This window comes from Paraburkholderia sp. 40 (genome assembly GCF_050434105.1).
In the GTDB taxonomy this organism is placed as follows: domain Bacteria; phylum Pseudomonadota; class Gammaproteobacteria; order Burkholderiales; family Burkholderiaceae; genus Paraburkholderia; species Paraburkholderia tuberum.
Genome location: NZ_JBNPVY010000003.1, coordinates 388,215 through 410,713 on the forward strand (window position 1 = coordinate 388,215; position 22,499 = coordinate 410,713).

Here is a 22,499-nt window from a genome sequence, read left to right on the forward strand (position 1 = left end):
CTGTGACAATGCGCCTAGCCAGGCATGGCCGGCGCGATCTGCACGATCTGGCCGGTGTTCAGCGAATCGCCGGGGTTGTCGATCACGCGGTCGGTGGCGGCGAGGCCTGTCGTGATTTCCACGTGCGTGCCGAAATCGCGGCCGATATGCACGGTCTTGAGCAGCGCCCGGCCGTTGCTATCGACCACGGCGACCGTCACGCCGTCCGGCCGGAACAGCAAGGCGCTGACCGGCAGGTCGAGCGCCGGCGTGGTCGATCGCAACTGCAGATGCACCTGCGTGTAAGCGCCGGGCATCAGCGCGCCATCCTTGTTATCGACGTCGATCTCGACGCGCAGCGTGCGGCTCGACGGATCGATCGAATCGGTGCTGCGCGCCACCTTCGCGGCGATACGACGGCCCGGATACTGCTGGGCGGTGAGATACACGCCGGTCGCCGGCGTGACGTAGGGCGCGTCGTTCTGCGGCACATCGACGAAGACGCGCAGCACGCCGGTCTGCTGGATGTGGAACAGCTCGCCCGACATGCCCGCGGCGCCCGGCGTGCCGCCCGCCGTGACCAGTGCGCCGACGTCGACGTTGCGCGCAGTGATCACGCCGTCGAACGGCGCGGTGATCTTCTCGTATGAGACAAGCTCGGCCAGATGCGCGACGTTCGCCTGCGTCGACGCGAGCATCGCGCGGCGCGCTTCCATGTCGCTGACCTTGGTGTCGACTTCCTGCTGCGCGACCGATTGTGTCTTCAGCATCTCCTGCCAGCGCTGCGCGGTGGTCTTCGCGTAGTCGAAATTGGCCTGCGCGGTGGCTTCGTCGGCACGGGCCTGGCGCAGTTGCGCGTCGAGATCGGGGGCTTCGATGGTCGCGAGCGTCTGACCGCTTTTCACCTGTGTACCGATGTCGGTGTTCCAGTGCGCGAGGTAGCCGCTCGTGCGCGCGTAGATCGATGCTTCCGCGAACGGCGTGACGGCGCCCGGCAGCAGCAGTTCGTGGACGGCCGGCGCGGCGCGCGGCGCGACGACCGACACGCTGAGCATGCTTTGCGCCTGCGTCTGTTGCGTCAGCGCGGCACTGGCGTGCAGACGCGGCACGATGCCGACGATCAGCAACGCCGCGGCAAGTCCGGTCAACGCAAGCGGCCAGAGGCGGCGGCGCGCGTTCATGCTGGCGGCCGCTGCCGGCGTGGCGCCGGCATGCCGGGTTTCCCTGGCGCTATGCAAACGCGCGGTGTCGGCGGTCTCGGCGGTCCCGGCGGACGCTTTGGACCGCTCGCCAAGCTCGGGCGGAAGGGATGAATCGTTCATGGGCAAGGTCTCGTCGGAATCAATGAGTGCGGGCGGGAACGCCGGATTCTTGCGTGTCGGTGCGTGCCGCGCGGCGTTTGTCGAGCCATGCATGCACCATCCCGTAGACGACCGGGACGAACAGCAAGGTCGACACCGTGCCGAGCGCGAGGCCGCCGATCACGGCGCGTCCGAGCGGCGCGTTCTGTTCGCCACCATCGCCGAGGCCGAGCGCCATCGGTAGCATCCCGATCAGCATGGCGAGCGCGGTCATCAGCACTGGACGGAAGCGGCTGAAACCGGCTTCGAGCGCGGCCCGCAGCGGCGGCTTGCCGCCGTGGTGAAATTCGCGCGCGGTGTTGATCACGAGAATGCTGTTGGCCGTGGCGATGCCGATGCACAGAATCGTCCCGGTGAGTGCCGGCACGCTCAGGCGAGTGCCGGTGCTGAACAGCATCCATGCGATGCCCGCGAGCGAGCCCGGCAAGCCGCTGATGATGATGAACGGGTCGAGCCACGACTGGAAATTGACGACCATCAGCAGGTAGACCAGGGCGATCGCAAACACGAGGCCACTCGCAAGACCGCTAAACGAGTCGTGCATTGCCTGCACCTGGCCGCGCATGACGATCGACGCGCCAGGCGGCAATTGCGGCCGGATCTGATCGACGAGCCGGGTCACGTCTGCTGCTACGCCGCCGAGGTCGCGTCCTTGCGCCGACGCGAAAATGTCGAGCACCGGCTGCACGTTGTAGTGCGAGACGACAGCTTGCTGGGTGACGCGTGTCAGTGTGCTCAACGCGCCGAGCAGGTTTTGCGGCGCCGGACCGCCCGTGTTTGCGGCCGTGGTCATCACGCCGGACCCGGTGCCTCCGGTTTGCGCGACCGGAATATTGGCGAGTGCCTGCAACGAGTTGATGTCGTACTGCGGCATCATCGCCATCAGCGGATAGCTCACGCCGTTGTGCGGATCGAGCCAGAAATTCGGGGTGGTCTGCGAACTGCCGGACAGCGCGATCAGCAGGTTCTGCGACACGTCGCGTTGCAGCAGGCCGGCCTGAATCGCCCGCGTGCGGTCCACATTGACGTTGATCGCGGGGGCATCGCCGGGCTGCTGGATACGCGCATCGACGAGACCGCGCACGCCGCGCAGTTGCGCGAGCAGGCGGTTCGCCACGGCGCGGTTGGCGTCGAGCTTGTTGCCGACGATCTGGATATCGATCGGCGCGGGCAGCCCGAAGTTGAGAATCTGGCTGACGATGTCGGCGGGCAGAAAGGCGAACGTGACGCCGGGGAAATCCCTGGCGAGCGTCGTGCGCAGTCTCGCCACATATTGAGCGGTCGGTTTGTGCTTCGCCGCGAGGGTGATCATCACGTCGGCGTCTTCCGGGCCGATCGGGTCCGATGAGTCGTAGGTCAGATTGATCCCGCTCACCGGCACGCCGATATTGTCGAGCATCGCCGAGAGTTCCTGCTTCGGAATCATGCTGCGCACACGCGCTTCGACTTCGTCGGTGAGGCGCGCGGTGTCTTCGATACGCGTGCCGGTCGGCGCACGCAGATGCAGGCGGATCTCGCCAGTATCGACGGCGGGGAAGAAGTCGCGGCCCGCAAACGGCACCAGTGCGAGCGAGCCGATGCAAAACAGCAGGAAGATCGCGATGAACCGCCGCGGACTCGCTATCGCCGCGCCGAGCACGCCGCGATAGCATTCGCGCAGCCGCTCGAAGCGATGCTCGAAGGCGGCCTGAAAGCGGATCAGGCGCGCAATCGGTCCATTGCCCGCCACCAGCGCGTTGCTGCGTGCGCGCATCAGGTACATCGCGAGCGTCGGCACCAGGGTGCGCGAGAAAAAGTACGACGCGATCATGGCGAACACCACCGCCTCGGCGAGCGGCACGAACAGATAGCGCGCCACGCCTGAGAGCAGGAACATCGGCACGAACACGATGCAGATCGACAGCGTCGATACGAACGTCGGCACGGCGATTTCGCCGGAACCGTTCAGGATCGCGTCGTGCAGCGGCTCGCCGTTCTCCAGATGATGCGTGATGTTTTCGATGGCGACCGTGGCGTCGTCGACGAGAATCCCGACGGCGAGCGCGAGGCCGCCAAGCGTCATGATGTTGATGGTCTGGCCAAGCGCGGACAGCGCGATCAGCGAGGTCAGCACCGCGAGCGGAATCGACACCGCGATGATCAGCGTGGCGCGCCAACTGCCGAGAAAGAGCAGGATCATCAAGGCGGTGAGGGCGGCGGCGATCAGCGCTTCGCGCGCCACGCCCACGACGGCCGACTTCACGAACACCGATTGATCCGACAGTGCGGTGACGTGCAGCGCGCTCGGCAAGCCGGCCACGATATGCGGCAGCATCGCCTTGACCTGCTGGATGATGGTGAGCGTCGACGCGCTGCCGGACTTTTCGATGGTAAGAAGCGCGGCGCGTTTGCCGTCGCTGCGCACGATGTTGGTTTGCGGCGCGTAGCCATCGCGCACATGGGCGACGTCGCGCACATACACCACGCCGCCCGCCACCGTCTTGATGGGCAGATCGTTGAGCGCGGCTACGGTGTCCGTGCTGCCGTTCATCTGCACGTTGTATTCCTTCGTGCCGATCTTCGCGGTGCCGCCCGGCAGGATCAGGTTCTGCGCGTTGACGGCATTGACCACGTCGAGCGGCGCGAGGCCTTTGGCTTGCAATGCGCGCGGGTCGATATCGACCATGATCTGCCGGACCTTGCCGCCGAACGGCAGCGGCACCGACGCGCCTTGCACCGTCGCCAGTTGCGTGCGGATCTGGCTGTTGCCGAGGTCGTAGAGCTGCTGTTCGGAGAGCGTGTCGCTGGAGAGGCCGAGTTGCAGGATCGGCACCGTCGAGGCGTTATAGGTAATGATGTTGGGCGGCAGCGTGCCGGGCGGCAGCACGCGCAGGATCGATGCGGAGTTCGACGCTGCCTCGGCGATCGCGCGATTGATGTCCGCGCCCGGATGGAAGAAGATCTTCACCACCGAGACGCCGTTCAGCGATTGCGACTCGATATGCTCGATGTCGTCGACGTCCGAGCTCAGCGCGCGCTCGTAATTCGACGTGATGCGATTGGCCATGTCCTGGGCGGAAAAGCCGTTGTACGTCCAGACGATGCTGACCACCGGGATATCGATGTTCGGGAAGATATCGGTCGGCGTGCGCAGTATCGCAAGCGGGCCGACGATAAGGATCAGCACGGCGAGGACCACGAAGGTATAAGGGCGGCGCAGCGCGAGCCGGACAATCCACATGACGGGTTCCTGAAATGAGGCCATGAAGGCACGGCGTTCCCGCGCTGTCAGAGCGCGTGACGCGGGCTTCTCGACTCAGGAGTGTGATGGTGGAGCCCTTACGGGGCGCGGTCGGCTAGATTACCGTTCCGTTATCTGGGCATCGATTCGAGCTTGCGGTGACGTGAGGACTCACGCGCGATCTATCGATCGTGGCCGGCCTCGCGTCTCTCGAGACGGTTCAGGAAGACACCGGCGATCCGACCACCCATGGCAAGCGCGCTGCCAACGCGTTCGGCTATTCCAGGCGCGTTTCTGAGCCGGACTCCGCGTCCCGGTTCGAAGGCGCGCGATCGGTACGCTTTTCGCCGAGATCGAACTGCCGTCGCGCCGATTCCATTTCCGTCATATGCGCTTCCACCCAGTCCCAGATCCCACAGATCTTGTCGAGCAGACTGCGTCCTAGCGGCGTCAACTGATAGTCGACACGAGGCGGTATCACGGGATGCACATAGCGCGTGACGAGACCGTCGCGCTCGAGTTGCCGCAAGGTCTTCGTGAGCATCTTCTGACTGACGCCCCCCACCACGTCGCGTAGCCGCGAGAAACGCATCTCGCCATGGGTGCCCAGCGCGTCGATCACGAGGATCGTCCACTTGTCGGCGATCTGCTCGATGACGTTGCGTGCGAGGTCATCGGTTTTCTTCTGTGGGTTCTCGGCGGCGTGAGGGCCGTCGTAGCAATTTGTTTCCATGGGGAAAGTATGGAACCTTCAGGTGCCTTCTTGTGATCGCCGGATGCGGCTGAAATAATCGACTCGCCTGCCCGTCCTTTGGGCACGTCGCATTTTCTCAACCCGCATTCGACATGGATGCGGCGCTTTAACGAGAGAGCATCGCATGACTATTGAAACAATTGAAATTGAGGGTTTATCGACACCCGTATCGCGTATCGGCCTGGGCACGTGGGCGATCGGCGGATGGATGTGGGGCGGCACGGATGAGAAGGACTCGATCGCGGTGATCCGCCGGGCGCTCGACAGCGGCGTGAACCTTATCGACACGGCGCCGGCGTACGGCTTCGGCGCGTCGGAGGAAATCGTCGGCAAAGCGCTGGCCGATGGATATCGCCACAAGGCAGTCATCGCGACTAAAGTCGCTCTCGAATGGCAGGACGGCAAGGTATTTCGCAATGCTTCGCCGGAGCGCATTCGTCATGAAGTAGAGGATACACTTCGGCGCTTGCGGACAGATTACATCGATCTGTACCAGGTTCACTGGCCCGATCCGCTCGTGCCAATCGAAGAGACGGCCGCGGTGCTGAATGACCTCCGCAAGGAAGGCAAGGTTCGCGCGCTCGGCGTCAGCAATTTCTCTGCGGCGCAAATGGACGCGTTCCGCCGCGTAGCGCCGCTGTCCACCACGCAGCCGCCTTATAACCTGTTTGAACGCGACATCGACCGCGACGTGCTGCCTTATGTGAAACAGCATGGGCTGGTTGCACTCGCCTATGGCGCACTGTGCCGCGGATTGCTGGCAGGGCGCATCGGCGCCGAGACGCGTTTCGAGGGCGACGATCTGCGTCAACATGACCCGAAGTTCAGTGCGCCGCGTCGTCAGCAGTATGTCGACGCTGTGAAAGCACTGAACGTCTTCGCGCGCGATAACTTCGACAAGTCGGTGCTTGCGCTTGCCGTGCGCTGGGTGCTGGACCGCGGCCCGACGATCGCGCTGTGGGGTGCGCGCCGTCCGTCGCAACTGGACGGACTCGAAGCCGCGTTCGGCTGGCGACTCGACGACAAGGCCTTCGCGCAAATCGACGCGATCGTCTCGCAATTCGTCAAGGACCCGGTAGGCCCGGAGTTTATGGCACCGCCGCAACGTGTTCTGGTGTCGTGAAAGGAGTGTATTGAACATGCGAACCAATCGACGAACTTTCATTGTGCACAGCGTTGGCGCCGCGGCGCTGGCAATGACCGGCGGCACGGCGTGGGCCGCGCCCACGCAGCTTCAGGAAAGCGATCCGGCCGCGCAGGCGCTCGGCTACCGGACCGACGCATCGCGCGTCGATCACGCGAAATATCCGCGCTTCAGCGCCAACCAGCGCTGCTCGAATTGCCAGTTCTATCAGGGCAAGCCAGCCGACACGAGCGCGCTTTGCGCGCTGTTCGGTGCGAAACAGGTGAGCGGCGCGGGATGGTGCAACGCCTATCAGGCGAGAGCCTGATAGGCTCGTGCGGGCAAAGCGATACGGCGCATGACGACTTCGTGCCGTTCGCGTCGACTACGAGGAATCAGTTGATGGAACTCATTGTGAACGGCGTGCATCACAACGTCGATGCGGACGCGAATATGCCGCTGCTGTGGGCTGTCCGCGATCTGCTGGGGCTGCACGGTACCAAGTTCGGTTGCGGGGTCGGTGCGTGCGGCGCATGCACGGTCCATCTGGACGGTGTCGCTGTGCGTTCGTGTGTGACCGCACTGGCGGATGTTCAGGGCAAGCCCATAACGACCATCGAGGGACTCGGCAAAGGCGGCGATCACCCGGTGCAGCGCGCGTGGAAAGCCGCCAATGTGCCACAGTGCGGTTACTGCCAGCCGGGACAGATCATGCAGGCCGCGTCGCTGCTCAAGCAGACGCCGAAGCCGAGTGACGAGCAGATCGTCGAAGCGATGTCCGGCAATGTTTGCCGCTGTGGCACCTATCAACGCATCAAGGCCGCTATCAAGGCCGCAGCGTCGGAGGCGTGATGGGCGAAATCGTCAATCTGAGCCGGCGCGGGGTGTTGAGAGGGACCTTGGCGGGTGGGGTTGTACTGGGCTTGCAGATCGGCGGCGCGGGTACCGCGCTCGCGGCGAGCGTGCTGTCATCCGCGAATGGCGCTAAAGCGGCTTTCGTACCGAACGTGTACGTCTCGGTCGCGCCGTCCGGCGAGATCATTCTGGTCGTGCATCGTTCGGAGATGGGGACCGGTATCCGCACCAGTCTCGCGATGATTCTTGCCGACGAGCTCGATGCCGACTGGAACGCCGTCAAGGTCGTGCAGGCGCAAGGCGATGCGAAGTATGGCGACCAGAATACCGATGGCTCGCGCAGCATCCGCCAGTTCTTCCAGCCATTGCGCGAAGCAGGTGGCACGGCCCGGCAGATGCTCGTGGCGGCGGCCGCCGTGCAATGGCGCGTGGCGCCGGCGACCTGCCACACTGAGCCGGGTCATGTCGTGCATGCGGCGAGCGGGCGGCGCGTGGCCTACGGCGCGCTCGCAACGGCGGCGGCGCGTCAGCCGGTGCCGGGCCGTGACACGCTGCATCTGAAAGACGAGGGTACCTGGCGGTATATCGGCAAGTCGCTGCCGATCGTCGATCTCGACGACATCGTCCACGGCCGGGCGACGTACGGTATCGATGTCGTGTTGCCCCGAATGACGTACGCGTCGATCGAACGTTCGCCGGTCTATGGCGCGACGCTCAAGAGCGTCGATTCGACCGACACGATGAAAGTGCCCGGCGTGCTGCATGTGGTGCGCATTCCCGCTGCGCCGTTGCCCGCCGGTTTCCAGCCGCTGGGCGGCATCGCGGTGGTGGCAACCAGCACTTGGGCCGCGATGCAAGGGCGGCGGAAATTGAGGCTCGACTGGGACCTTGGGCCGAATGCATCGTATGACAGTCAGGCTTATCGCAAGGCGCTCGAGGACACCGCGCGACAGCCGGGCAAAATCGTTCGCAACAACGGCGACACAGCGGCTGCGCTGAAGAGCGCTGCCCACCATATCTCGGCGGACTACTACGTGCCGCACCTGGCGCATGCGGCGATGGAGCCGCTCGCCGCGACCGCGTCCTATGCGAACGGTGCGGTTGAAGTATGGACCGCGACGCAGAATCCGCAGCAGGCTCGCACGACCGTGGCACAGGTGCTCGGCGTGCAGGAGCCGGCCGTGACGATCAATGTCACGTTATTGGGCGGCGGCTTCGGCCGTAAGTCCAAGCCTGACTACGTGGCCGAGGCGGCGTTCCTGTCACGCGAGGTCGGCGCGCCCGTGAAGCTCACGTGGACTCGCGAAGACGATGTGCACAACGACTATTTCCATGCGGTGTGCGCCCAGCACATGGAAGGCGGGCTCGATGCGCAAGGCAAGACGGTCGCGTGGTTGCACCGCACGGTGTTTCCGTCGATCAGTTCGACATTCAAGGCCGACGTCCGCTATGGAGCGGCGGGGGAATTGGGGCAGGGCGTGACCGATATGCCCTACGACATCGCCAACGTGCGGTGCGAGAACGGCGCCGCCTCCGCGCACACGCGCATCGGCTGGTATCGATCGGTGTACAACATTCCCCACGGCTTCGCGTTAGGGTCGTTCGTCGATGAGCTTGCCGCGGCCGCGCGGCAAGATCCGGTGCAGCACCTGCTCACGCTGCTCGGCACGCCGCGGCATGTCGATCTGCATGCACTAGGCGTCGATTACCCGAACTACGGCGCGTCGATCGACGAGTATCCGATCGACACCGCCCGCTATGCGGCCGTGGTTCGCGCGGTCGCCGTGCGCTCCGGGTGGTCGACCGCATTGCCGGCGCGGCATGGGCGCGGGATTGCCGTACATCGGAGCTTCCTGAGCTATGTGGCCGCGGTCGCGCATGTGCAGGTGGCCGACGATGGTTCGGTGCGTGTGACACGCGTCGATCTGGCCGTCGACTGCGGGCGCATCGTCAATCCCGATCGGGTTGTTGCGCAGTTCGAGGGCGCGGTGGTGATGGCGCTCGGCAACACGTTATACAGTGAACTCACTTTCCGGAACGGCGCGGCGGAGCAATCGAACTTCACGGACTACCAGGTTGCCCGTATCGATTCCGTTCCCGAGACACACGTGTATATCGTGCCGAGCGATGCACCGCCTGGCGGCGTTGGCGAGCCGGGCGTGCCGCCGACTTCAGCGGCCATCTGCAACGCGATCTTCAATGCGACCGGCCAGCGGATTCGTGCGTTACCGGTGGATACGTCGCTGTTGAAACGGACGTAGCGGCAAAATGCAACGGAGTTCGAGCGGCTGCCTACCGTGAGAATGAAATCAGCGTTAAACGATAGGGCTGTCGCGTCAACGGAACGCTGTGCGCGGGCGGCGGTGTTCAGTGCACTTCGGTGCGCGCCAGTTCTTTCGAAATCGTTCTGCGAACCCGTCGTTGGGTCACCTGCCGCCTGGCAATGACGCAACGGCCGCCGGCTTGCCGTAAAGCCACCCTTGCGCAAGTTCGATGCCGCAGTTCTGCAATGCGTCGTGCTGGGCTGCCGTTTCGACACCTTCAGCAAGCACCTTGCAGCCGAGCTTACAGAGCTGTTCAGCCGACGCGCGAATAGCGGCTGCAAAGGGCGCACCCTTATCGGCATTCCGGATCACGGTAATGCACAGTTTGACGATTTCTGGCTTCAACAGACGGACGGTATCGAGGTCTGCGAACCCGCAGCCCGTGTCGTCCAGGGCCAAGCCAATGCCGATGGTACGCAGGCGTTCGACCGCGTCTCGCAAACCCTCGGCTTCGTTGAGCGGCAAGTGCTCGGTGAGTTCGAACATGACTTCCTGCCGGCCTGCCAACGGCAGTTTTTCCGCAGCAAGGGCCAAGGCATCCGGGCCCAGATTGATGGTCAAAAACTTCCCGGGCGGCAGCTTGCCTTTGGTGCGCTCGAGAGCCAATTCGGCACACAATAATTCCATCTCCACGGCACAGCCGGCCCCATGCGCCGCGTCGAACAGCACGTCCGGGCGTTCAAATGGCGTCCGTTGCGGACCTCTGGAAAGGGCTTCAAAACCCGTCACTGCACCGTCTTTAATGCGCACTATCGGCTGCAACACGGTCTGTATGGAGCGTTCGCGCAGAATTGCTCTCACTCTGGTCGATGAGTTGTCCCGGTCCTTATGTTGATGTTTCGGTTGGGACCTCGATCGATCTTTCGTCCATTGAAACCAACCTGTTTTGGCATCTCCTGAGACTGCTTCGGAAGGCAAAACGAACACCGACAGATCGCAGTTGATCCGGGCGCCTGTCCCGCCGCCAAAAATAGCAAGTAGCCGCTCGCGAATCAGATGACGCCCTGCCTTTTCTATGGCCTGCGCCGCTTCGCTGGCATCACGCGGCAAGCCTCCCGACAGCACGCGGAAACACGCAGAGCAATGTCCGTCGACATCAGAACGATATTGGTCAACTACCTGATGTTGAGCCAGCAACCGCTTTAGCAAAGCCGTTGCTTCCTCGCCGAACTGAGTGAGAGCCTGTTGAGTCGATTCCTCGCCGAATATGTGGGTCAGACGCGTGATATCTGCAATCCTGATGCTGACTACGGCCGTGATTTCCATCATTGAAGACAACCCCGTTGTATTCCTTCTTGCTTACGCGCGTCGAATAATCCACATAGACCTCTGAGCGACGTATCAACATACCGGCTCCTGCATGTCGCAAATCAGTCGGCAACATGACATTCGTGTCATCCAGACCCGCAGCGCGATTTTCCGCGCTTAGCAGCGGCAGCGAATTCAATTGGTGAGATCTGCGCAAAATCGGAAGACGTGCTAACGTCTGCGTCTTCAATAAAGGAAAGATCATGAACGTTACGCAAACCGCCGCAAGCGTGGCCATGCAAGTGATGCAGCAGTCCTCGCAGGGCGTTGCCGCGCATACGCCGCAAAGCGGCGCCCTGGCTCTCGTCGAAGCGGAAGCTGCGAGCGCGCCGCCTGTCAGTGCAAACGGCATGGTTGGAAGCATCATCAATACTTTCGCGTGAACGCAGAGCTGCGTAGCGCCTTACTGCGTAGCGCCGACCTGGCGCAGCGCATCGGCTGCGGCGGTATTGTGTTGCGAGATGGCCATTTGCAGCGCGGTGCCGCCGCGTGCGTCGACATGATCGACGTTCGCTCCGTGCGCCACCAGCACCGAGAGCATATCGAGCCGGCCGAACAGCGCAGCAAACGATAGCGCCGTTTCCCCTGCGTTGTTGGTTTGATCGATAGGGCAGCGCGTCCCGAGCAATATTTGCGCAATGTTCGTTTCGCCCTTGAACAGTGCACCCATCAACGCGGTATTGCCGTGCTTGTCGGCGGCGCATGCGTTGGCGTGTGCGGCAAGAAGCGCCCTTAGCGTGTCCGGGTGATTATCGTAGGCGCTAAGAATGAGCGCGGTATATCCCTGAGGCGTTGCGGTTTCGATCGGATAGTGTGCGTCGATCAGCAATTGGACGATATCGGTTCGCCCTTCGCGCGCCGCCGCGAACCAGTCATCGGTGTATGCTCGCGTGTCAACCGTGCCGGAATACGTTGCTGGCCGATAAACGTGCTCCGCACAACTCGCGCTCACAAGTGCGGCTATCGCTGCCACGGCTGCGTTTCGAACTACTCGCCGCGCAGTAGAGAAACCTCGCATGACGTTCTCCGTCGGAAATCGTATTCAGGCAGACGGGGCCTGCTTGCGCAGGCTCCGTCTGGGTTGCCTACTGGCTTCAGTTATCGCCAAGGTGCGACGCCATATCCTGCACACGTGAGAGATCCGCGTGCGTGGCGCGTGCGAGGCGGGTACCGTAATCGGAATCAGCCTTGTAGAAGTACGACAGCATCGTGTACTTGTTCGCGTCGTTTGTTACACGGCCCAGATCGCCCGACAATGCCGTGACCAGATCCGCCTTGTTGGCTTCAGACAGCGTCCGGTAGAACTCGCCAGCCTGACGGAAGTCGAGCGTCTTGTGGATCGCCATCTGCTGCGTCGTTCCGCTGAGCGGCGTCTGCACGGACTTGTATTTGGCCTGCTGCGAGATCTCCGCGATGCTGGAGGGCTCGTAGTTCACCTCAGCCTTGCGATCGCCGGAATTCATCAAGCCATCCTGGTTATTGTTGTACACAGGCACAACAGGACGGTTGATCGGCAAATCGTTGTAGTTCGGTCCCAGGCGATACATCTGCGTGTCGGCGTACGCGAACAGACGACCCTGCAGCATCCGGTCCTCCGAAGGCTCGATGCCCGGCACGAGGCGGGACGGCGCGAATGCCGACTCTTCAGTGGACTGGAAGTAGTTATCCGGAACCCGGTTGAGCGTCATCGTCCCGACCTTCTGCTCAGGGATCGACGACGGCCACACCTTCGTGTCGTCAAGCGGATCGAAGTCGAACTTGTTCAGATCTTTCGGCGAAAGGATCTGAATGTACAGATCCCATTGCGGATATGAATGGGCCTTGACCGAGTTGTACAGGTCGTCGGTCATCAGATTCCAGTCGGCACCGATCGAATGAGGAATATCCTGCGGACGGATGCCCTCGATGCCCTGACGGCTCTTCCAGTGAAATTTTACGTAGTGAACTTCGCCTTTGGCATTGACGAACTTGAACGCATGCACGCCGTAGCCATCCATGTGGCGGTATGAGTCAGGCATTCCCTCGTCGGTGTAGAGGTGCGTCAGCATGCTGGTCGCTTCCGGCGTATGGGCGAAGAAGTCGAAGGCCAGATTCGGATCCTGCACGCCCGTCACGGCGGACGGCTTGTTTGCGTGCACGAAGTCCGGGAACTTGATGGCGTCCCGGATGAAGAAGATCGGCCAGTTGATGCCGACGACGTCCCAGTTGCCTTGCTGCGTATAGAACTTCACGGCAAAGCCGCGCGGGTCGCGCGCCTGCTCAGGCGATCCACGGTAGCCCATCACGGTCGAGAAGCGCACGAAGACCGGGGTCTTCGTGCCAGGCGTGAACACTTTGGCGGTGGTCAACGCGCTGATATCGGCGCTCGGCGCGAACTCGCCAAAGATACCCGTGCCGCGCGCATGGACGACGCGCTCCGGGATGCGCTCCCGGTCGAAGCGCTGCAGCTTCTCGATCAGATGCGAGTCCTGCAGCAGTACCGGACCTTCAGGACCGGCGGTCTGGGAGTTCTGGTTGTCGCCGACCGGCGAGCCACTATCGCGCGTCATATCTTCAGCGTACACGGGTTGCGCGGTGACGATTGCGGAGGCGATGGAAAGAATGCTTGCTGCGATTTGTGTCGTGCGTAATTTCACGTTGTGATCCCAGTTCAGGTCAGGAGGAAACCAGGCACATCCTATGATTGGGCTTTTCATAGCGCCAATCTATTTTCTCTATGCCTGCAATAGGAGGTCGGTTTCTTTCAAGACTAAAAAAGGATGATAAAAATGAAAGCAGCCAAGATTAAAATTATGTGGTATAGCTCAATTGGAATTAACAAGGAGTACTGCAAAAAGGCATGACAAAGAGCGGGTTGCAGGATCTCCAGGAAGGGAGCCTGAGCAAGTTCTCGACACTGCTCTTCTTCGAAAACAGTCCGTAAATAGTGGGCTAAAGTTCGGCGATAGATTGCGCAAGGCGGGACTGGATCGTCACGTTCGCCCGCAAAGAATGCGTCGTGAACGTCCAAAAATTGGAAAACTGTCTTGCTGAAATTGGCAGTAGAGCCCACTGCTCTAATTGGTAAAGTATCTTAAGCTAATGCGCTTGATCGGTAGAAGTTAGCTTGTGATTTTGTCAATTTTTATTGCCGTGGAAAAATCCATTGACTGAATTGACATGAATAAAGATTCAGTGTCAAAGAGCCGGATCGGTAATGCGTCGGTCAGTATTCAGCCATGAGTCGTGGTTGAATCCTTACCTGTGGCTTCCTCCGTGGAAGCCTTCGCTGCGAAAACCCGCGTCTTCTCGAATGCAGCCGCGCGCGTCTCACCGGTCGGCGATCCCATCGCCTCCGGAAAGCGCCGGGCTGACATGGTCTGGGCTCGTCGCGGATGGTGTGCGGCCAAGGAACCCAAGCACCATGATCGCGGAGGCGAGCGTGATGGCCACCAGCATATGGAGCAGTACCCGGAACGCGCCGTCGTACGCATGCACGAGTACGGTCGGCCCGAGTGTGTGCAGAAGCACCGCAGCGTGTGCCAGATCGCCGGTGGCCACGCGCTGGGCGGCTTCTGTGACGGCACGAGCCGACGCGCCGGGAGATCCCGCGAGTGCGTCGGCTAGTCGCAAGCGTGTGAGCACCGCCAATATCGCGCTAGCCACCGCGAGGGTCATGCCTTCGCCCGCCACGCGCGTCGTGCTGAAGATGCCCGTCGCCATGCCGGCGCGTTCCTTTGGAACAACGCTGACTGACAAGCCGTCCATCAGTCCCCACGGCAGCCCCGCACCGACACCGATCACGAACAGCGGAATCGCAAGGACAGTGGCTGACGCATCAAGTCCGATCCCACTGAACCAGAGCATGCCGATGGCCGCAATGACGAGGCCGATCGCCGAGATGACGCCGGCCGACATCCAGCGCGTGAGATGCGCAGCGGTGAGCGGCACGATCAGCATCGGCGCCGAAAGCGAAACCATCATCAAGCCCGCGCCGATCGCGGTATGTCCTTCGATGCCGATGAATCGCGTCGGCAAGACAAGCAGCAACGTGACGTAGCAGAATGCGGTCGCAAGCGGGAGTACCTGCACACCGACGAAGCGCGGATAGCGAAACAACGACAGGTCGAGCATAGGCCGGGTAACACGACCTTCGATCCAGACGAAGGCGATCGCCATGACCGCGGCACCCACGAACAGTGCAACGATGAGGGGACTGGTCCAGCCGCTCTCCGGCCCTTGCAGCAGGCCGAAGGTGAACAGGGTCAGTGCCGCGGTAAAGCTGATGGCGCCAGGCCAATCGAGACCGTGCGCGTGCGGATCATAGGATTCCCTCAGCTTTGGAACGCCGAGCGCAAAGCCCGTCAAGCCGATAGCCGCATCCGCCAGGAAGAACGAGCGCCAGCCGAATGTTTGCGTAAGAAACCCGGCGAGAAGCGGACCCAGCGCCAGGCCCACGCCGAAGGTCGTGCCGAGCATGCTGAACGCGCGAGCGCGGCCATGCCCGTCGAACTCCTGGGCAAGCGCTGCCGATGATCCGGCCAGCACCAACGCGGCCGCAATGCCCTGCAGCGCGCGCAGAAAGTCGACCCACGCGAGGCTCGGCGCGGCCGAGATCCCGAGTGATGTCGCTGCAAAGAGCGCTACCCCGACGGCGAATACACGTTTTCGTCCGAGCAGATCCGCGAGCGCTCCGGCGACCATCAGACTGCTGCCGAAGCTCAGCATGAACGCGTTCAGGATCCAGTTGATTGCCACTGGACTGCCTCCCAGCGCGGTGCCGATAGTCGGCGCCGACACCGCCGCACCGCCGAAATTCAGCGGCAGCACTAGTACCGCGATACAAACGCCCGCGAGAATCAGCGCCTGTTGCGAGGCGCTGCGAGCGACTGAGCTGTCCGCTACTGGCGCCGCGTGGGGCGAGGCGGCTTGCGAAGTCGTTAATGGCGTACCCGGGTTATTCTGCACGGACTCTCTCTCTCTGTTTAATTTGGGCCAGCCGCCATTAACGCGCTCGATACAATTTCCGCACTACCGCGATGCGGCTCCGGTATGGCCGCTAACCTCGCAGCCGGCGTCCGGTTCGAGGCCGATAAAGTACAGCACGGAGATCAGTATCAGCACCGCGACAAGCAGAAACGCGACCCGGAAATCAGCAAGCGAAAGCTGCGCGTGGCCGCCATGTATCAGGACTGCAGCATGCAGCGCGATCGCACCGAATGCGATGCCGAGACCGATGGTCATCTGCTGGACCATGCTGAAAAACGTGCTCGCCGAACTCATCCGCGCCGGCGGTACGTCCGCGAATGCGAGCGTGTTGATGCTGGTGAACTGCATCGATCGGCATAGCCCGCCGACCAGCAGCACCAGCATGATCAGCGCGCGCGGCGTGTCCGGCGAGAGCAGGGCGCACAGCGCGATGGTGGCGGCAGTGAGCAGGCCATTGACGATCATTACCTTGCGAAAACCAAAGCGCTTGAGGATGGGCGTGGTGACGGTCTTCATGGCCAGATTGCCGGCCGCGTAAGCGAGCACCAGCAAACCGGCGGCGAACGCATTCAGCCCGAAACCGAGCTGGAAGAACAGCGGCAACAGGAAGGGCGAAACGCTGACCGAGACGACATACAACGAACCGCCATCGAGGGTCGCGCGAAAGGTCGGGATTCGCCACGGCGCGAGATCGATCAGCGGATGTTCGGCACGCCGGAAATGCCGTACCGCGAAGGCTGCGGCGAGCACGCCACCGGTCAGCGCCGCGGCCGCGATGTGCCAGTCGCCATGCAGTTGCCCGACGAGTTCCATGCCGTACATGAGGCAGGTTAGCGCGACTCCGCCAAGCACGAATCCGGGCACATCGAACGGACGACGGCTGGATTCGCGGTGGTTCGGAATGAACGTGGCGGTGAGCGCCAGGCCCAGCAGGCCGATCGGTACGTTCAGCAGAAAGATCCAGCGCCAGCTGAAATAGGTCGAGATAAAGCCGCCCAACGCTGGACCCAGCACCGGTGCGGCCAACCCGGGCCAGGTAATGTAGGCGATCGAGCGCATCAGGTGACGCTTCTCCGTGCTGCGCAGCACTGCAAGCCGGCCGACCGGCACCATCATTGCGCCGCCGAGTCCCTGCAGGATCCGCGCGGCCGTGAATTCGACGAGACCGTTGCTGAGCCCGCAAAGTATCGACGCGCCGGTGAACACGACGATGGCGCTACCGAACACTGAGCGTTGCCCAAAGCGATCCGCCACCCAGCCGCTGATCGGGATGAAAACGGCGAGCGCGAGCAGATAGGCGGTCATGCCGATACTCAGCCTCACGGGCGTGACGCCGAACGTGGCGGCCATGTGGGGCAGCGCTGTCGCAATCACCGTAGCGTCCAGGTTCTCCATGAAATAGGCACTGGCGACGATCAACGCGATGATGACCGATTGACGGCTTGACAAAGACATGAGCGGAAAACCGGAACGGGTTGAGTGAAAGGCCCGCAAACGCCCTGGCGCGGGGGGGGGGGGTGCCAATGCCGGCAGTCATAGATGAAGCGCTCGCTTCGCGATGACCCGAGATAGTGCACGGCTGGACCGGGAGCATGGCGACACCGGTTCATGCCTCAGGACGATGTACTCTATCAAATCATAAGTCGTCATGTGAAGACGTGTTTTAAAAACCCACAAACATAGTAGTGGCACCCATTAATGCACGGCCTGCACGCTGGACCGACCACGATCCTCTCAATTTGAAATGTAGTCGTCAATTGACGATTTAATTTATCGGCGATATCCTCGTTTCCGAAGCGATGGCTGAAGCGGTAGCTATCCCACCGGGTGAACAGCGCCGCGCACGCGGCTGGAGCGAATCATGAGCAGCGTCAAGCGAATCGGGAATGGCCGTCGTCGAGTGCCTCGGTTATCGGCGGGCGGGGGCTGTCGCGGCTTGCTTGTCTTCGCCCGCGATCGCAGCCTGAGTGCACAGGCGCAACGCGCATGAAACCCACCGCATTTTCGTATCACCGGCCGAGCACGCTTGACGACGCGCTGTCGCTTCTTGCTCTTCACGGTTTTGACGCCAAGCTGATCGCCGGAGGACAAAGCCTCGCGCCGATGATGAATATGCGCTTCGCGCAACCGGCGCATCTGATCGATCTGAATGCGCTGCCTCAACTCAAGGGCGTCACGCTTGAACCCGATACGCTAGCGATCGGCGCAATGACGCGCCATCACGAGCTCGCCACCAGCAGCACAGTGCGCGCTGCTTGCCCGCTACTGGCTGAAGCGGCGGCGACGATCGGACATTACGCGATCCGACAGCGCGGGACGCTCGGCGGCAGTCTCGCGCATGCGGACCCCGCGGCGCAATTGCCGCTCATTGCGAGCACGCTAGGCGCACGCATCGAGATCGTCGGGCCGGCCGGCAGCCGGCAGGTGTCGGCGGCACAGTTTCTGATCGCGGTGATGACCACCGATCTGGCGGTCGACGAAATCATTCGCACGGTGCGCTTTCCGACGGCGTTGCCCGGCGAGCGGCATGCCTTCGAAGCGTTTAGCCGACGGCACGGCGATTTCGCGATCGCGGCTTGCGCTGTCACCGCGGTGCTCGCGGGCGACAGGTTCGCCTCGTTGCGGATCGGCGTAGGCGGCGTGGCAGACGTGCCGCTGGTGCTTGACGACCTCGCTGCGGGATTCGTCGGCGAAACGGCCGATACGCCGAGCGTCCGCAGGATTGCCGAGACAGTCGCAAACACCGTTGAGGTGCACGATCAGCCAGGCATCAGCGCCGCGTATCGGCGCGATCTCGTCAAGGCGCTCATCGCGCGAGCATTGCAGCGGATAACCGCTGGCGTTACGCAACCCGATTAGGCCGTTCATGGAAAAGACAGCAATTTATCTGAGTGTGAACGGTGCGCGCCATGAAGTGCATTGCGAGCCTCGCAAGCTATTGTCCGATGTGCTGCGCGAAGATTGCCGGCTGACGGGCACGCATGTCGGATGCGAACACGGTGTGTGCGGCGCATGCACCGTGTTGATCGATGGCCGCCCGGCACGCTCATGTCTGGCTTACGCCGTGCAAATGGATGAAGCGCAGATCACGACCATCGAGGCGGTCGCGCAAGACGGTCGTCTATCGCCGCTCCAGCAGGCGCTGCATGAGTGCCACGGTCTGCAGTGCGGCTTCTGCACGCCCGGCATCGTCATGACATTTGAAGCCTACCTGCGCGAGAACCCGTGGCCATCCGAGGCCCAGGTGCGCGAGGTGCTGTCGGGCAATCTGTGCCGCTGCACCGGATATCAGAACATCGTGCGGGCGATCCTGCTCGCGGCCGAGCGGATGCGCGCGGAGACGGTCGATGTCTGAGCAGACGTTTCGTTACCTCAACAGAGCGACGCCTCGCACCGAAGACTATCGGCTGCTGACAGGCTGCGGACGGTATCTCGACGACATCGAGATACCCGGTGCCCTTCACGTGTGCTTTGTTCGCTCGCCGCACGCGCATGCGCGGATCGTCTCCATCGATATTCACGGCGCCGCCGCGATGCCCGGCGTCGTATCCGTCATCACGGGCGTGGATCTCGCGCAGTGGACGACGCCGTTCCGTGTCGCACCACCCGTCGAAGGACTGAAGCCCGTCGAATTTGCGACGATGCCAGTGGACACAGTGCGTTTTCAAGGCGATCTGGTGGCTTGCGTCGTCGCGACGGACCGGTACCTCGCCGAAGACGCCGCCGAACAGGTGCTCGTCGAGTTCGAGCCGCTGCCCGTGGTGACAGACATGTGGCAGGCGCTGGACCCCAACGCCGCGCAAGTCGATCCGGCCGTGCCAGGCAACCTGGTCTCGCACCAGACCTACGTGCATGGCGATCATAAGCGCGCCAACAGCCGGGCCTTCCGGATAGTCGAGGCGACCTTCCAGCAGCAGCGGCAGACCCATGTGCCGATCGAAACCCGCGGCTGTGCAGCGGTCTGGGACGCCGGACGGGATCACATGACGTTCCATATCGGAACGCAGGTGCCCCATCCTTTGCGCACTCAACTGGCGCAGCGCCTCAAGCTCGACGAGTCCCAGGTGACCGTGATTTCGCCCGATGTCGGCGGAGCGTTCGGACAGAAAATCGCCTTGTACCGCGAAGAGTTGACCGTTGCTGCGCTGGCTCGCCATTTGAAGCGGCCCGTGCGCTGGCGTGAGGATCGGCTCGAGAACCTGACGGCCGCCGCCAATTCGCGTGAGGACTTCTGCCGCACCCGCGCAGCGGTCGACGAGCGCGGCAGGCTGCTCGCTCTCGAACTCGAACTGCGCGAAGACTTTGGCGCCTATTGCTTCTTTCCTGCCAACTATCTGGCGCGCGTCGTTGCGATGGTCCTGAGCGGACCGTACCGGCTGCAGGACTATGCGTTCGATGTGAAGGTCGTGCTCAGCCATAAATGTGGCAATGCACCGATGCGCGCGCCGATGTCCATCACCAGTTGGGTGATGGACGGCACGCTGGATGCAATCGCGCGGGAACTGGCACTCGACCCGGTCGAGGTACGCCGTCGCAACCTGCTGAGTCCGGCAGAACTGCCGTACCGCACTGCTACGGGAGAATGTCTGGACGACATCACGCCGACCCAGACGTTCGAGGCCTTGCTGTCGGCGCTCGACTACGCGGGCTTTCGCGAGCGCCAGCAGGCGGCGCGCGCAACTGGCCATTACCTGGGGCTTGGCCTGTGCAACGTGGTGGAACCGACCACGTATGGTTCGCGCTTCTATAAGGCCGCGGGAATTCCCGGTTCGGGGCACGAGGCAAGCTGGATCCGTATCGAACCAGGCGGGGTGGTGAACGCGTCGGTCGGTCTCGGGCCCAGCGGCCAGGGCTACGAAAGCGCGATGGCCAATGCGGTGGCGGAGGGCCTGGGCGTGCCGCCGTCGAGTGTGCGCATTCATATGGGCCACACCGATATCGCACCATACGGTATGGGCAGTCGTGGCGCCCGCAGCGGCACCGCAGGCGGCGGCGCGCTTTACCTGTGCGCACTCGACGCCCGCCGCAAGGTGCTCGCGATCGCCGCCGGTTGCCTTGGTTTGCCTGACGGGCAGTCGCTGCGCCTGATCGACGCGAGAATCGAGCGAGGTCGCGCGGATGAGTGGATCGACACGGGTTTGACGCTCGCCGACGTGGCCCGCCGTGCGTATCTGGATCCCACCGCGTTGCCGCAAGGTTTGACGCCGGGCCTCGAATTTCACCTGACTTACGACCCTCCGGCCATGACCTATTCGAATGCGGCTCATGGATGCGAGATCGAGGTGGACGTCTTGACCGGCGCAATTCGCATCGCGCGTTACGTCATCGCGGAAGACTGCGGCACGCTGCTCAATCCCACCGTGGTGGAAGGGCAGCAGCATGGCGCCGTGGCAATGGGACTGTCGGGCGCGCTGTTCGAGCATATGCGTTACGACGACTCGGGACAGAACGTGACCGGCTCTCTCGCCGACTACCTGATCGCCACTTCAACTGAACTGCCCAACCTCGAGATCATCCCGCTGCATACGCCCGGCAAGTCGACGGCGGCCGGCATCAAGGGGATGGCCGAAGGCGGGGTGATGGGAGCGATCGGCGCATTGACCAACGCGGTCAACGACGCGCTGGCGCCATTTGGCGTCGTCGCCGACCGTCATCCACTGACTCCCATGCTATTGCGCGACTTGCTGCGCGACAAACTCTGAACGGACCAACCATCATGAATCAATCCACAGGCAAACCCGCGATTGGCTTTATCGGCCTTGGCATCATGGGTTGCTCGATGGCCTCGCGGCTCGCCGCCGCCGGCTATCCGCTGCATGTCTATAACCGTACGCGTGCGAAGGCTGAGCCGCTCATCGAAGCCGGCGCGAGCTGGCAAGCGACGCCGCGGGCGCTCGCCGAAGTAGCGGACGTCGTGTTCACGATTGTCGGCACACCCGAGGACGTCCGCGCACTCTATCTGGGCGACGACGGTCTGATCGTGCATGCGCGGCGCGATGCGGTGCTGGTCGACATGACGACGTCGAGTCCAAAACTGGCCGAAGAGTTGGCCGCGCACGCCGCTGAGCGCGGGGTGCACATGCTGGATGCGCCGGTATCGGGCGGCGACATCGGTGCGCGCGAAGGGCGCCTGTCGATCATGGTCGGCGGCGCAAGCGCTGTGCTCGCACGCGTGGAACCGATGTTGCGCTGCCTCGGCACCAATATCGTCCTGCAAGGCGGCCCGGGTGCGGGTCAGCATACGAAGCTGTGCAATCAGATCGTCATTGCGTCGACGATGATGGGCGTGTGCGAAGGGCTCGCCTACGCGCGCAGCGCCGGCCTCGATGCCGACACCGTATTGAGCGCGATTGGCGGGGGCGCGGCGGGTGGATTCCAGCTGAACAACCTGGGGCCGCGCATTGCCAAGGGCGATTTTGCACCCGGTTTCTTCATCGAGCATTTCATCAAGGACATGCGGATTGCGCACGAGGAAGCAGGGTGCATGGGACGTGAATTGCCGGGTCTGGAACTGGTGCGCGTGATGTATCACGAGATGGCCGAGCGGGGCTACGCGCGCAACGGCACGCAGGCGCTATTCAAACTCTACGAGCACTGAGCCACGGCG

The 22,499-nt window shown here is 62.7% G+C and carries 17 protein-coding genes; 9 read left to right on the forward strand and 8 right to left on the reverse strand.

The features are described 5' to 3' along the window. Positions 1-14 precede the first annotated feature (14 nt). The 3 genes from OKW28_RS17150 to OKW28_RS17160 form a co-directional block, all read right to left on the reverse strand. Entirely contained in the window at positions 15-1,301 is a 1,287-nt protein-coding gene (locus OKW28_RS17150) for an efflux RND transporter periplasmic adaptor subunit (RefSeq protein WP_429447503.1), read from the reverse strand. A gap of 19 nt (positions 1,302-1,320) precedes the next feature. Further along, positions 1,321-4,560, reverse strand: a complete 3,240-nt coding sequence (locus OKW28_RS17155) for an efflux RND transporter permease subunit (RefSeq protein WP_429447504.1) — start codon at positions 4,558-4,560, stop codon at positions 1,321-1,323. Positions 4,561-4,837: 277 nt separating this feature from the next. Further along, entirely contained in the window at positions 4,838-5,293 is a 456-nt protein-coding gene (locus OKW28_RS17160; protein ID WP_429447506.1) for a winged helix-turn-helix transcriptional regulator, read from the reverse strand. A gap of 145 nt (positions 5,294-5,438) precedes the next feature. On the opposite strand from OKW28_RS17160, the gene OKW28_RS17165 reads away from it, so the two are divergent. From OKW28_RS17165 to OKW28_RS17180, 4 genes are all read left to right on the forward strand, one after another. Next, entirely contained in the window at positions 5,439-6,437 is a 999-nt protein-coding gene (locus tag OKW28_RS17165) for an aldo/keto reductase (RefSeq protein WP_429447508.1), read from the forward strand. A 16-nt stretch (positions 6,438-6,453) separates the two neighbouring features. After that, the gene (locus OKW28_RS17170) at positions 6,454-6,765 is read left to right on the forward strand and encodes a high-potential iron-sulfur protein (protein ID WP_429447510.1); all 312 of its coding nucleotides are present in this window, start codon (positions 6,454-6,456) and stop codon (positions 6,763-6,765) included. Between the two features lie 71 nt (positions 6,766-6,836). Beyond that, on the forward strand, positions 6,837-7,289 hold the full coding sequence (locus OKW28_RS17175) for a (2Fe-2S)-binding protein (RefSeq protein ID WP_429447511.1): 453 nt from the start codon (positions 6,837-6,839) through the stop codon (positions 7,287-7,289). Beyond that, entirely contained in the window at positions 7,289-9,553 is a 2,265-nt protein-coding gene (locus OKW28_RS17180) for a molybdopterin cofactor-binding domain-containing protein (protein ID WP_429447513.1), read from the forward strand. Before OKW28_RS17175 ends, OKW28_RS17180 begins: the two co-directional genes overlap by 1 nt. Positions 9,554-9,718: 165 nt before the next feature. On the opposite strand, the gene OKW28_RS17185 is transcribed toward OKW28_RS17180, so the two are convergent. After that, the gene (locus tag OKW28_RS17185) at positions 9,719-10,885 is read right to left on the reverse strand and encodes an EAL domain-containing protein (protein WP_429447515.1); all 1,167 of its coding nucleotides are present in this window, start codon (positions 10,883-10,885) and stop codon (positions 9,719-9,721) included. A 242-nt stretch (positions 10,886-11,127) separates the two neighbouring features. Between OKW28_RS17185 and OKW28_RS17190 the strand changes: the two genes are divergently transcribed. Further along, positions 11,128-11,307, forward strand: coding sequence for a hypothetical protein (locus tag OKW28_RS17190; RefSeq protein WP_027196133.1), 180 nt, complete (start codon positions 11,128-11,130; stop codon positions 11,305-11,307). A gap of 20 nt (positions 11,308-11,327) precedes the next feature. Here OKW28_RS17190 and OKW28_RS17195 read toward each other — a convergent pair whose 3' ends face one another. The 4 genes from OKW28_RS17195 to OKW28_RS17210 all read right to left on the reverse strand — a co-directional run bounded on the left by OKW28_RS17195 (position 11,328) and on the right by OKW28_RS17210 (position 17,347). After that, positions 11,328-11,942, reverse strand: coding sequence for an ankyrin repeat domain-containing protein (locus OKW28_RS17195; RefSeq protein ID WP_429447517.1), 615 nt, complete (start codon positions 11,940-11,942; stop codon positions 11,328-11,330). Between the two features lie 76 nt (positions 11,943-12,018). Next, entirely contained in the window at positions 12,019-13,473 is a 1,455-nt protein-coding gene (locus OKW28_RS17200) for a catalase (protein ID WP_429448749.1), read from the reverse strand. 760 nt (positions 13,474-14,233) lie between these two features. Further along, positions 14,234-15,766: an MFS transporter gene (locus OKW28_RS17205; RefSeq protein WP_429448750.1), complete on the reverse strand. Its 1,533-nt coding sequence runs from the start codon at positions 15,764-15,766 to the stop codon at positions 14,234-14,236. A gap of 168 nt (positions 15,767-15,934) precedes the next feature. Next, positions 15,935-17,347 carry a DHA2 family efflux MFS transporter permease subunit gene (locus tag OKW28_RS17210; protein ID WP_429447518.1) on the reverse strand — a complete coding sequence of 471 codons (1,413 nt, stop codon included), beginning with the start codon at positions 17,345-17,347 and terminating at the stop codon, positions 15,935-15,937. Between the two features lie 531 nt (positions 17,348-17,878). Here OKW28_RS17210 and OKW28_RS17215 point away from each other — a divergent pair. The 4 genes from OKW28_RS17215 to OKW28_RS17230 are packed head-to-tail and all read left to right on the forward strand — an operon-like array spanning position 17,879 to position 22,490. Beyond that, a complete protein-coding gene (locus OKW28_RS17215; protein WP_429447520.1) occupies positions 17,879-18,751 on the forward strand; it encodes an FAD binding domain-containing protein in 873 nt (290 codons plus the stop codon). A gap of 7 nt (positions 18,752-18,758) precedes the next feature. Further along, positions 18,759-19,247: a (2Fe-2S)-binding protein gene (locus OKW28_RS17220; RefSeq protein ID WP_018422844.1), complete on the forward strand. Its 489-nt coding sequence runs from the start codon at positions 18,759-18,761 to the stop codon at positions 19,245-19,247. Next, positions 19,240-21,594, forward strand: coding sequence for a xanthine dehydrogenase family protein molybdopterin-binding subunit (locus OKW28_RS17225; protein WP_429447522.1), 2,355 nt, complete (start codon positions 19,240-19,242; stop codon positions 21,592-21,594). The genes OKW28_RS17220 and OKW28_RS17225 overlap by 8 nt, the downstream gene beginning before the upstream one ends. A 14-nt stretch (positions 21,595-21,608) precedes the next feature. After that, positions 21,609-22,490, forward strand: a complete 882-nt coding sequence (locus OKW28_RS17230) for an NAD(P)-dependent oxidoreductase (RefSeq protein ID WP_429447524.1) — start codon at positions 21,609-21,611, stop codon at positions 22,488-22,490. Positions 22,491-22,499 lie beyond the last annotated feature (9 nt).